The organism is Halomonas sp. LMYGS-3, from assembly GCF_059509875.1.
Genome location: NZ_JCAKFQ010000001.1, coordinates 171095 through 182940 on the forward strand (window position 1 = coordinate 171095; position 11846 = coordinate 182940).

11 protein-coding genes are annotated in these 11846 nt (G+C 67.2%); 4 read left to right on the forward strand and 7 right to left on the reverse strand.

All coding sequences use genetic code 11. The annotated features are described in order from the left end of the window. Positions 1 to 18 precede the first annotated feature (18 nt). The 7 genes from rsmG to argC form a co-directional block, all read right to left on the reverse strand. The gene (gene rsmG / locus AC5W54_RS00840; protein ID WP_495960171.1) at positions 19 to 678 is read right to left on the reverse strand and encodes a 16S rRNA (guanine(527)-N(7))-methyltransferase RsmG; all 660 of its coding nucleotides are present in this window, start codon (positions 676 to 678) and stop codon (positions 19 to 21) included. After that, a complete protein-coding gene (gene mnmG, locus AC5W54_RS00845; protein ID WP_495960172.1) occupies positions 675 to 2570 on the reverse strand; it encodes a tRNA uridine-5-carboxymethylaminomethyl(34) synthesis enzyme MnmG in 1896 nt (631 codons plus the stop codon). Before mnmG ends, rsmG begins: the two co-directional genes overlap by 4 nt. Positions 2571 to 3121: 551 nt before the next feature. Continuing rightward, on the reverse strand, positions 3122 to 3889 hold the full coding sequence (locus AC5W54_RS00850) for an amino acid ABC transporter ATP-binding protein (RefSeq protein WP_495960173.1): 768 nt from the start codon (positions 3887 to 3889) through the stop codon (positions 3122 to 3124). Positions 3890 to 3921: 32 nt separating this feature from the next. Continuing rightward, positions 3922 to 4593, reverse strand: coding sequence for an amino acid ABC transporter permease (locus tag AC5W54_RS00855; protein ID WP_495960174.1), 672 nt, complete (start codon positions 4591 to 4593; stop codon positions 3922 to 3924). A gap of 116 nt (positions 4594 to 4709) precedes the next feature. Further along, positions 4710 to 5498 carry a transporter substrate-binding domain-containing protein gene (locus tag AC5W54_RS00860; RefSeq protein ID WP_495960175.1) on the reverse strand — a complete coding sequence of 263 codons (789 nt, stop codon included), beginning with the start codon at positions 5496 to 5498 and terminating at the stop codon, positions 4710 to 4712. A gap of 95 nt (positions 5499 to 5593) precedes the next feature. After that, positions 5594 to 5947 carry an iron-sulfur cluster insertion protein ErpA gene (gene erpA, locus AC5W54_RS00865; RefSeq protein ID WP_495960176.1) on the reverse strand — a complete coding sequence of 118 codons (354 nt, stop codon included), beginning with the start codon at positions 5945 to 5947 and terminating at the stop codon, positions 5594 to 5596. 135 nt (positions 5948 to 6082) lie between these two features. Beyond that, entirely contained in the window at positions 6083 to 7117 is a 1035-nt protein-coding gene (argC, locus tag AC5W54_RS00870; RefSeq protein ID WP_495960177.1) for an N-acetyl-gamma-glutamyl-phosphate reductase, read from the reverse strand. A gap of 160 nt (positions 7118 to 7277) precedes the next feature. Here argC and AC5W54_RS00875 point away from each other — a divergent pair, with 160 nt between their 5' ends. The 4 genes from AC5W54_RS00875 to hemL all read left to right on the forward strand — a co-directional run bounded on the left by AC5W54_RS00875 (position 7278) and on the right by hemL (position 11816). Further along, positions 7278 to 9056 (forward strand): chloride channel protein, encoded by a 1779-nt coding sequence (locus tag AC5W54_RS00875; RefSeq protein ID WP_495960178.1) that lies wholly within the window; start codon positions 7278 to 7280, stop codon positions 9054 to 9056. 9 nt (positions 9057 to 9065) lie between these two features. After that, positions 9066 to 9497, forward strand: a complete 432-nt coding sequence (gene hemJ, locus AC5W54_RS00880) for a protoporphyrinogen oxidase HemJ (protein WP_495960179.1) — start codon at positions 9066 to 9068, stop codon at positions 9495 to 9497. Continuing rightward, complete coding sequence (thiD, locus tag AC5W54_RS00885) at positions 9497 to 10348, forward strand: bifunctional hydroxymethylpyrimidine kinase/phosphomethylpyrimidine kinase (RefSeq protein WP_495960180.1); 852 nt, start codon at positions 9497 to 9499, stop codon at positions 10346 to 10348. The genes hemJ and thiD overlap by 1 nt, the downstream gene beginning before the upstream one ends. 178 nt (positions 10349 to 10526) lie before the next feature. Then, positions 10527 to 11816: a glutamate-1-semialdehyde 2,1-aminomutase gene (hemL, locus tag AC5W54_RS00890; RefSeq protein ID WP_495960181.1), complete on the forward strand. Its 1290-nt coding sequence runs from the start codon at positions 10527 to 10529 to the stop codon at positions 11814 to 11816. The last annotated feature ends 30 nt before the right edge of the window (positions 11817 to 11846 follow it).

Sequence of the window (11846 nt, forward strand, 5' to 3'; positions counted from 1 at the left end):
CTTGGGGTGACGGACGCCTCAGGGGCGGCCTGGGGTGGAACCTTGGCGTTCGAGTATCACGAGTCGACGGCTACCGCTCTCGAAGGGAACCGTCAGCTCGTGACGCGCGATCGGCGCGACCTCGACGGGCAGTCCGGCCAGTTCATCCTCGACGGCCGGCCCCTTCATGGCCAGCCATTGCCCCCGGGGGGCGAGCAGGTGCCCGCTCAGCGAGACGAAATCGCCCAGGCTGGCGAAGGCCCGTGAGATGACCTGGTCGAAGCCTCCCTGGAATGCCTCGACCCGCGCCTGCACCGGGGTGACGTTGGCCAGCCCCAATTCCAGCACGGCCTGGCGTTGAAAGCGTACTTTCTTGCCGTTGCTGTCGAGCAGCGTGATCGCCAACTCCGGCCTGAGGATCGCCAGCACCAGCCCCGGCAACCCCGGCCCCGCCCCCACGTCGAGCAGCGTCGGGCCGGTGACGAAGGGCAGCACCGCGGCGCTGTCGAGCAGGTGCTTGGTCACCATCTCACCGGGCGTGCGTACCGCGGTGAGGTTATAGGCGCGATTCCACTTGTGCAACAGCGCCAAGAGCTCCAGCAGGCGACGCCGCTGCTCATCATCCGCGCCGACGTCCAGCTCGGCCAGGCCGCGCGCGAGGCGGGTCTCGACGGTCGCATCGAGGGCAGTCGGCGTCATCCGTTGACCACCCGTTCGTCGGCGAGAAGCCGACGCTTCTTGAGGTGGATCAACAGGATCGACACCGCCGCCGGGGTCACGCCGGAGATGCGCGAGGCCTGGGCGAGGGTGGCCGGGCGAGCCTCGGCGAGCTTCTGACGGATCTCGTGGGACAGGCCCTCGACCCGGTCATAGTCGAGGTCGGCGGGCAGCGGCGTCGCCTCGTGGCGCTTGAGCTTGTCGATCTCGTCCTGCTGGCGGTCGATGTAGCCCTGGTACTTGGCCTGGATCTGCACCTGCTCGGCGACCGTATCGTCGGTCACCGGCTCGCCGACGAGTCCGGCCACGTCACCGTAGCCGAGCTCGGGACGCTTGAGCAGATCCATCAGGCTGTACTCGCGGGCGAGCGGCTTGGCGGTCTTCGTCTCGACGGCCACTGCCGCCGGGGAGCCCGGCTGCACCCAGGTGGCCCGGAGCCGGGCACTCTCGGCCTCGATCGCCTCGCGCTTGTCGCTGAACGCCGTCCAGCGGGCGTCGTCCACCAGACCCAGTTCGCGGCCGCGCTCGGTGAGGCGAAGGTCGGCGTTGTCCTCGCGCAGCAGCAGGCGATATTCGGCGCGGGAGGTGAACATCCGGTACGGCTCCCTCGTCCCCAGGGTGATCAGGTCATCCACCAGCACGCCCAGGTAGGCTTCGTCACGACGCGGCCACCAGGCGTCGAGCCCACGGGCGCGGCGTGCGGCGTTGAGACCAGCGAGCAGGCCCTGGGCGCCGGCCTCCTCGTAACCGGTGGTGCCGTTGATCTGCCCGGCGAAGAACAGGTTGTGGATAAATTTCGTTTCCAGCGAGTGCTTCAGGTCGCGGGGGTCGAAGTAGTCGTACTCGATGGCGTAGCCGGGTCGGGTGATATGGGCGTTCTCCAGGCCCGCGATGGAGCGCACCACCTGCAGCTGCACGTCGAAGGGCAGCGAGGTGGAGATGCCGTTGGGGTAGAGCTCGTGGGTGTCGAGGCCCTCGGGTTCGATGAACACCTGATGGCTCGCCTTGTCGGCGAAGCGGTGCACCTTGTCCTCGATGGAAGGGCAGTAGCGCGGCCCCACCCCTTCGATCACGCCGGAGTACATCGGCGAGCGGTCGAGGTTGGCGTGGATGATCTCGTGGGTACGTTCGTTGGTGTGGGCGATGTGGCAGCTCACCTGCCGCGGATGCAGATCGCGCCGGCCCATGAACGACATCACCGGGGTGGGAGTGTCACCGGGCTGCTCCTCGAGCACGGAGAAGTCGAGGCTGCGCGCATCCAGCCGCGGCGGGGTGCCGGTCTTGAGCCGGTCGACCCGGAACGGCAACGCCCGTAGCCGCTCGGCCAGGGCGTTGGAGGGCGGGTCGCCGGCGCGACCGCCGCGGCTGCGGTCGAGCCCGATATGGATCACGCCACCGAGGAAAGTCCCGGTGGAGAGCACGACGGTCTCGCCGAGAAAGCGGATCCCGGTCTCGGTGACCACGCCACGTACCGTATCGCCATCGACGATCAGGTCACCGGCCGCCTGCTGGAACAGCGTCAGGTTGGGCTGGTTCTCCAGTATCCCGCGAATGGCGGCCTTGTAGCGTACCCGGTCGGCCTGGGCGCGAGTGGCGCGCACGGCCGGGCCCTTGCGGGCGTTGAGCACGCGAAACTGGATGCTCCCCAGATCGGTGGCCAGGGCCATGGCACCGCCCAGGGCATCGATCTCCTTGACCAGATGACTCTTGCCGATGCCGCCGATGGCGGGATTGCAGGACATCTGACCCAGCGTCTCGATGTTGTGGGTGAGCAGCAGGGTCTGACAGCCCATGCGGGCGGAGGCCAGGGCGGCTTCGGTTCCCGCATGGCCACCGCCGATGACGATGACGTCAAAGCGGTCGGGATACTCCAAGGTGCACCTCGTTTGGCGCCGTGGCGCCGATGTCGTTGATACGGGTCGTCGGAAAGTGGGTCCGAATCAGCCCGGCAGTATAAACCCCCTGTGGGTAATCGTCAGGGTTTTCCACACCCCGACCCCGTCGAGGGAGGGAGCCTCCCCTTCCGAGTCATTAGTTAAAACAGAATAAAGAGAGAAGTTCTGTTGTGGTAGTGATTATAGGTGTGGACAAAATCCGGGGATAACCCAATTTATCTCTTTTTTATCAACAGGATATATTGTTGACCAAAAGCTGGACAAGGGGCTGGCTGGCTGCGGACAGGCGGTCGGGAGCCTGTGGATGGAACGGCGACTTGCCCACAGCGGCGTCGGCGCACCGCTTGTCCACCGGCGGCTACCCGGCTTGTGCCCGCGACTGTGAACACCCCTTCGCGATTGCAACGAAGCCCGCCATGACGGGGGAGCCGGCGCCTTGGAGAAGCCCTGTCCAGGAATTCTGTCCACAGGCGGAAAAAAGGCCCTGTCGATAACGACAGGGCCCCGGGAGTGACGTGAAAAAGCCGGATTCAGTGCTTGAGCACCCGGGCGAGGAAGTTGCGGGTGCGTTCCTGTTGGGGAGCGTCGAAGAGCCGCTCGGGTGGTCCCTGCTCGACGATCTCTCCCTGGTGGATGAAGATCACCCGGTCGGCAACCTCGCGGGCGAAGCCCATCTCGTGGGTGACGATCACCATGGTCATGCCCTCTTTCGCCAGCTCGCGCATGGCATCGAGAACCTCGCCGATCATCTCCGGGTCGAGCGCCGAGGTGGGCTCGTCGAACAGCATCAGCCGCGGCTCCATGGCCAGCGCCCGGGCCAGGGCCACGCGCTGCTGCTGGCCGCCGGAGAGCTGGGCGGGATGCTTGGCACTCTGGTCGGCGATACCCACCCGCTCGAGCAGCCGTTCGGCGATCTCGACGGCATCCGCCCGGCTCCAGCCGCGCACCTTCATCGGCGCCAGGATGACGTTGTCGAGCACGCTGAGGTGCGGAAAGAGGTTGAACTGCTGGAACACCATGCCGACTTCGGTACGGATCTTCTGCAGCGCCCTGGCACTCTTGCCGTCGGGCAGCAACTCCTTAGCGTCGACCTCGATATGGCCCTGCTGGAACTCCTCGAGGCCATTGATGCAGCGGATCAGGGTCGACTTGCCGGAACCGCTGGCGCCGATCACCACCACCACCTCACCGGGCTGGACCTCGAGGTCGATCTCCTTGAGCACGTGCAGGCTGCCGAAGTGCTTGTTGACCTTCTCCATGCGCACGATGGGCGTCGTGCTCGTCTTGCTCTGTGTCATGCGGTGGCTCCCCTAGCTGTCTCGTGACTCCTTCACTGGCCAACCAGGCCACGGCGCTCGAGCAGGCGCAGGGCGATGGAGAGGCTCCAGGTGATGGCCAGGTACATCAGGGCCACCATGAAATAGACTTCGAGGGCGGTGAAGGTGGTGGCGATGTAGATCTGGCCCTGGCGCACCAGTTCGCCGACGCCGATCACCGAGAACAGCGAGGTGTCCTTGATGCTGATGATGCCCTGGTTGCCGAGTGGCGGGATCATGCGCCGGAAGGCCTGGGGCCAGATCACGTAGCGGAAGGCCTGGGTGCGGGAGAGCCCCAGCGACAGCGAGGCCTCTCGTTGGCCGCGCTCGATGGATTGCACGCCGCCGCGCACCACTTCGGAGATGTAGGCCCCGGAGTTGACCGCGATGGCGGCGATGCCGGCGGTGAGGGCGTTGATCGGGCCGCCGAGGATCTGGGGCAGGCCATAGAAGATGAACAGCACCTGGACCAGGATGGGGGTGCCGCGGAACACCTCGATGTAGAGGATCGCGGGAAAGCGCAGCCAGCGCAGCGGGCTGATGCGCAGCAGGCCGAAGATGATGCCGATGACGAAGCCGATGGCGAGGCCGCCGAAGGAGATCACCAGGGTCCAGGGAATGCCCGGCAACAGGTGGGGAATCGAGCGCAGGGCCGCCAGCCAGTCGAATTGAAAGGTCACGTCCACGAGCGGGTCTCCGGAATGTCGGGGGGGAACCTGAAACGATCCGGGGCCGGGCGGCAGCACCTCCCGGCCCCGCTCATGACTCGCCCGGTGGCGAGGCGATCAGGCCGACGGGGCGATCAATCGTCGCTCGGCGACTCGCCGAACCACTTCGCGTAGATCTCGTCGTAGGTGCCGTCCTCGCGCATCTCGGCCAGGGCCTCGTTTACCGGCGTGACCCACCGGCTGCCCTTGTGGAAGACGATTCCGTACTGCTGACCCTCGTAGAGCGGACCGACCACCTTGGTACGCCCTTCGCCGCGGGTCTGGGCGAAGTAGGAGACGTTGGGGGCGTCGTAGAAGGCGGCATCCACGTTGCGACCCAGCAGCGCCATGTACATGTCGCTGTTGCCCGGATAGGGGGTGATGTCGGCGCGGTCGCCCAGGGTCTCCTGAAGGAAGTCGTAGCTGGTGGAGCCGATGCGGGTGGCGATGGACATGCCCTCGAGATCCTCGATGGTCTCGACGCTGTCGTTGTCGGCGCGCACGATGATGCGCAGGCCGGAGTCGTAGTAGGGGTCGGAGAAATCGACGATCTCGGCGCGTTCCTCGGTGATGGTCACGCCAGCGATGGCGATCTCCTGGCTGCCGGTCTGCACCGCGGGAATGATCCCGGCAAACTCCATGGTGGTGAGGTTGATCTCGAAGCCGGCCCGTTCGGCGACTTCGTTGATCATGTCCATGTCGAAGCCGATCATCTCGCCGGTATCGGGATCCAGCATCTCGAAGGGTACGAAGCTGGGATCGGTGACCACATTGACGGTGGGCGTCTGGGCCAGGGCGTGACCGGCGAGGCCGAGGCCCAGCGACAGGGTGGCGGCTAGTGTGACTTGCTTCAGCGCGGGCGAAGCGATGGAGGATCTGTTCATGTGGCTCCCCGTGTTATAGGACTTTTCCGGTGGGATTCGCCCTTTCAACCTTGGCGAGCTTCCCGGGAACCGTCAAGTCGCGGGGAGACCCGGGGTCAGACCATGAAGGAGGCGCCGCAGCCGCAGGTGGTGGTGGCGTTGGGGTTCTGGACCAGGAAGCGGGCGCCGGCCAGGCCCTCCTCGAAATCCACCGTGGAGCCGACCAGGTACTGGTACGAGAGCGGGTCGATCACCAGGGCGACATCGCCGAAGGGGATCAGGGTGTCGTCCTCGGCGACCTCGTCGGCGAAATCGAAGCCGTACTGGAAGCCGGAACAACCGCCGCCGGTCACGTAGACCCGCAGCTTCAGCTCGGCGTTGTCCTCTTCCTCGATCAATGCCTTGAGACGCGCACGGGCGCTGTCCGACAGCATCAAGGGGGTGGGGACGAAGGATTCGGCACCGCTCATGGAAGAGCTCCCTGAAGGGAAATGGAGAATTCGACCATCCATTATCCCCAATCCCCAGCAAAAGGGTCAACTTTTGTGGGAGTGACCTTCGCTGCGACCTGCCCCCGGCACCCCTCGGTGGCTTGGATGATGGCGTCAGGGCATTAGCGCCGGGGCGGCGAGGCCGGCGTTCTCGGCGAAGCCGAACATCAGGTTGAGGTTCTGGACCGCCTGGCCGGAGGCGCCCTTGACCAGGTTGTCGATCACCGACAGCACCACCACGGTGTCGCCGTCGCCGGGGCGGTGCACGGCGATACGGCAGAGGTTGGCGCCCTTGACGCTGCGCGTCTCGGGATGGCTGCCGGGGGGCATGACGTCGACGAAGGGCTCGTCCGCGAAGCGTGTCTCGAACAGCGCCTGCAGGTCGCCCGGCTCGCCCGTCAGGCGGCCGTAGAGGGTGGCGTGGATGCCGCGGATCATCGGGGTGAGGTGGGGCACGAAGGTCAGGCCCACCGGACCGCCCGCGGCGTCGCCGAGCCCCTGGCGGATCTCCGGCAGGTGGCGGTGGCCGCTGGCGCCGTAGGCCTTCATCGATTCACTGGCCTCGGCGAGCAGCGAGGGCACCTTGGCACCGCGGCCGGCCCCGGTGACGCCGGACTTGCAGTCGGCGATCACCCGGTCGGCGTCGATCAGGCCGGCCTCGAGCAGCGGCAGCAGGCCGAGCTGCACGGCGGTGGGATAGCAGCCGGGCACGGCGATCAGGCGTGCTTGCCGGATGCGCTCACGGTGCATCTCCGGCAACCCGTAGACCGCCTCGTCAAGCAGCGCCGGGGCACCGTGGGGCTGACCGTACCAGTGGGCCCACTCCTCGGCATCGCGCAGGCGGAAGTCCGCCGAGAGGTCGATCACCCGGGTCCCCTTGTCGAGCAGCTCGCCGGCCAGGGCGTGGGCCACGCCGTGAGGCGTGGCGAAGAACACCGCATCGCAGGCGCCGAGGCGCTCGGCGTCGGGCTCGCTGAAGGCCAGGTCGTCGTAGTGGCCGCGCAGGTTGGGGTACATGTCGCCGACGCGCACGCCCGTCTCGGAACGGGAGGTGATCGCCTCCACCTCGACCTCGGGGTGCTGGGCCAGCAGCCTGAGCAGTTCGACCCCGGTGTACCCGGTGCCGCCGACGATTCCGACCTTGATCACGATCCCCTCCTTCCCGATGGCCTGATGCGTCTGTCGCCCCGGCGTGGACGCTGCGTCGAACGCCTGCCGCAGCCGGGACCTCTGATGACGCTTATGATACACAAGAGAGGGGGCGCCTACCCAGACCGCTCTCCGCCACCGGATAAACAGGATCGTTGCCGTGCCGCGCTTCTCGCTCCCCGACCTCAGCCTGGAAGGCTTCCGCCGCCAGCTGGCCAATGTCGATGCCCTGCCCCAGCTGTGCGTGCTGGGCGTGATCTCGGGGCTGATCACGGGGGGGCTGATGGTGGGCTTCCGCCTGCTGCTCGACCTGGGGGCCCTGGCTTTCATGCCGGGGGGCGATTCCGAGGCCTTCGAGGGTCTCTCCCGCGAGGTGCGCGCCGCCCTGCCGCTGGTGGCGGTCGCCTTCATCGGGTTCCTGCTGTGGCGCCAGCCGCCGGCGGCCCGCAAGCTGGGTGTGGGCCACGTGATCGAGCGGCTGACCTACCACCAGGGGCGCTTTCCGTTGCGCAACTGGCTCAACCAGTGGTGGGTCGGGGTGGTGTCGGTGCTCGGTGGGCTCTCCGCCGGGCGCGAGGGGCCGGCGATCCACCTCGGCGCGGCGGCCTCCAGCGGCCTGGGTCAGCAGTTGCGACTGCCCCACAACAGCCTGCGGGTACTGGTGGCCTGTGGCACGGCGGCGGGCATCTCCGCCTCCTTCAATACCCCCATCGCCGGGGTCATCTTCGCCATGGAAGTGGTGATGATGGAGTACACCATCGCCGGCTTCATGCCGGTGATCCTCGCCTCGACCATGGGGGCCGTGGTGGCGCAGCTGGTCTACGGCTCCGAGCCGGCCTTCCAGGTACCCACGGTGAGCCTGGAATCGATGTTCAACCTGCCCTGGATCGTGATCTCCGCCCTGCTGATCGGGCTGCTGGCCGGCGCCTTCATCCATGTGGCGAAGAGCTCGCGGATCACCGGCCGGCCGGTCTGGCTGCGTCTGTCGCTGGTCGCGGTGGCCACGGCGGGCGTGGCCTGGTGGTACCCGGAGGTACAAGGCATCGGCTATGACAGCCTGGCGGCCTCGCTCAGCGGTGAGCTGGCCGTCGACGTGCTGCTGGCGCTGGTGGTGGCGAAACTGCTGCTCACGGCCCTCACCGTGGCCAGCGGCGTCCCGATCGGCATCATCGGCCCGGTGCTGGTGGTCGGTGCCGCCGCAGGCGCCCTGATGGGCCTGGCGGGGGGCTGGCTGTGGCCGGGCACCGCCGCCGACCCCGGGCTCTACGCCATGCTCGGCATGGCGGCGATGATGGGCGCCGTGCTGCAGGCACCGCTGGCCGCCCTGATGGCCCTGCTCGAACTGACTCACAACCCCAACATCATCCTGCCCGGCATGCTGGCGGTGGTGGTGTCCGGGCTCACCACCCGCCAACTGTGCCGCTGCGATGGATTCTTCATCAGCGTCACCCGCCATGGCCTGCATCCCCTGCAGCAGCCGCTGATGCAGGCGCTCTCCCGTGTCTCGGTGCCGGCGGTCATGGAGCGCAGCCTGGTGCGAACGCCGCGGATGGTGACCCGCGACCAGGCCCAGGCGCTGCTCGAGCCCAACCCGGTCTGGGTGCTGATCGAACGCTCCTCCGGCGACAAGCCGACCCTGGCGCTCAAGGCCGCCGACCTGGCGCGCTGGCTGATGGGGCACGACGAGACGGCGGCCGGGGGGGAGCGCGACGAGGGCGAGTTGCTCGACCTGCTGGAGATTCCCGGCCAGCGTCTCGAGATGGCGCCGATCCACCTGCAGGCGACCCTGTCCGAGGCCTTCGCCCGGCTCAACGACGAGGCGGTGGATGCCCTCTACGTGGAGCATGGCCACCGGCCGAAGCAGAAACGGATTTCCGGTATCATCACCCGCGGCGCCATCGAGCGCTATTACCGATTCGACCCCTCATCTCCGTCCTGAGGAGCTCAAATGTACCTGTGGATCAAGGCCCTGCACCTGATCGCCATGGTGACCTGGTTCGCCGCCCTGTTCTATCTACCGCGGCTCTTTGTCTATCACGCCATGGCTCGCGATAGGGACGAGCGGCAGGCCATCGATCATTTCCTGGTGATGGAACGCAAGCTCTACCGCGGCATCATGACGCCGTCGATGCTCGTCGTGCTGCTGTTCGGTGGTTGGATGCTGTACCTGATGCCTTCCTGGCTCGGCCAGGGCTGGATGCACGTCAAGCTGCTGCTGGTGGCGCTGCTGGTGGCCTATCACCATGTCTGCCTGATCTACCTGAAGCAGTTCGCGCAGGAGCGCTGCACGCGGAGCCACGTCTTCTTCCGCTGGTTCAACGAGCTGCCGGTGATCGCGCTGCTGGCGATCGTTCTGCTCGCCGTGCTCAAGCCCTTCTGATGATGACCGCTCACGACGTCTCTCCCCATCTGCCGGTCGTGCTGGTGCTGGCGGGCCACGATCCCACCGGCGGGGCCGGCCTGGTGGCCGACGCCGAGGCGATCGCCGCCTGTGGCGGCTGGGCGCTGACGATTCCCACGGCGCTGACGGTACAGAACTGTCGAGACGTGGCCGGGGTGCTGCCGGTCGATCCCGATGCCATTCGCACCATGGCCTCGGCACTCGACGGGTTCGAGATCGCCGCCATCAAGGTCGGGCTGGTGGCCGACACGGCGATCCTCGACGCGGTGACCGATATCGTCCGCTGCCATCCCGGGGTGCCGCTGGTGGTGGATCCGGTGCTCAAGGCGGGCGGCGGCAGTGAGTTATCCACAGCCGAGCTGGTGGATGCCTTCCGCGAGCGCCTGCTGCCGCTGGTGGATATTCTCACCCCCAATCGTCTCGAGCTGCAGCGACTGGCCGTGGCCACCCAAGGCGACGATACCGAGCGCGCGGTGGAACTGATGTCGCTGGGCTGCCAGGCGGTGCTGGTCACCGGCACCGACGACCCGAGCGGGCGAGTGCCGGCCGACCGGATCGAGCATACCCTGCATGCCATGGACGTGAGCCGGCAGTGGTCCTGGCCACGGCTCGACGGCGACTTCCATGGCTCCGGATGTACGCTCGCCGCGGCATTGGCGGCACGCCTGGCGGCGGGAGAGTCGGTGGTGACGGCCTGCGAACAGGCCCAGGCGTTCACCTGGCAGGCGTTGGCCCACGGTTGGCAACCGGGCCAGGATCAGGCGTTGCCGCGGCGACTCTGGCAGCTGCCGGCGCCGGTGGCCTTTCCCGGGAGCGCATCGCGTGAGTGAGGGCGGGCTGGCCATCGTCGGCGCGAGCACCGAGAATGGAGCAAGGAGGCCGGCAGGCTTCACGGGCCGCGAGGCACTTCTTCACCGCCTTTCCCCCGCTTGCCGGCAAGTTGTCCAGTGATTTGTCCACAAGCCCGATGGCGCGGCTTGATACCACTTTCGTTTGCATGAGGTAGACATGACCACATCCGCTCAGCTCTTCGAACAGGCCTGCCGTCACATCCCCGGGGGCGTCAATTCGCCGGTGCGTGCCTTCAAGGGACTGGAGCGCCCGCCGGTGTTCATGGAGCGTGCCCAGGGCGCCTACCTGTTCGATGTGGAAGGCAAGCGCTACGTCGATTACGTGGGCTCCTGGGGGCCGATGATCACCGGTCATGCCGACCCGGATGTGCTCGGTGCCGTGCGCGAGCGGCTCGACCACGGCCTCTCCTTCGGTACCCCCACGGCCATCGAGACCACCATGGCCGACCTGATCTGCGAGATGATCCCCTCCATCGAGATGGTGCGCATGGTGAACTCCGGTACCGAGGCCACGATGTCGGCGATTCGTCTGGCGCGTGGCGTCACCGGGCGTGACAAGATCGTCAAGTTCGAGGGCAACTACCATGGCCACTCCGATTCGCTGCTGGTCAAGGCCGGTTCCGGCGCCCTGACCCATGGCGAGCCCAGCTCGCCGGGCGTGCCGGCCTCCCTGGCCGAGCACACCATCACCCTGCCCTATAACGACCTGGATGCGGTGGAGCAGTGCTTCGAGGAGCTCGGCGACCAGGTGGCTGCCATCATCGTCGAACCGGTCGCCGGCAACATGAACTGCATCCCGCCGCAGCCGGGCTTCCTGGAGACCCTGCGGCGGGTCTGCAACGCCTACGACAGCGTGCTGATCTTCGACGAGGTGATGACCGGCTTCCGGGTCGCCCTGGGCGGGGCGCAGGCCCACTACGACGTCAAGCCGGATCTCACCTGCCTGGGCAAGATCGTCGGCGGCGGCATGCCGGTGGGGGCCTTCGGCGGCAGCAGGACGATCATGTCCAACATCTCGCCGCTGGGGCCGATCTACCAGGCCGGCACCCTGTCGGGCAACCCCCTGGCCATGGCCGCCGGCATCGCCCTGCTCTCCAAGTTGCGGGCCCCGGGCTTCCACAAGGCCCTGGCCCAGCGGGTCGATACCCTCTGCCACGGCCTGCAGGAGCGCGCCGACGCGGCCGGCGTCGACATGATCACCCAGCGGGTCGGCGGCATGTTCGGCGTCTTCTTTACCCGCCAGAGCCGGGTCGACAACTTTGCCCAGGCCACGGCCTGCGATGCCGGCGCCTTCCGCCGCTTCTTCTCGGCGATGCTCGATCAGGGGGTCTACCTGGCACCCTCGGCCTATGAGGCCGGTTTCATGTCCAGTGCCCACACGCCGGAGGACATCCAGGTGACCCTGGATGCCGCTGAGCAGGCCCTGGGCGTCATGCAGCAGGCTTGAGTCTCCGCCTGCTGGCGGCGGCTTGCCGAG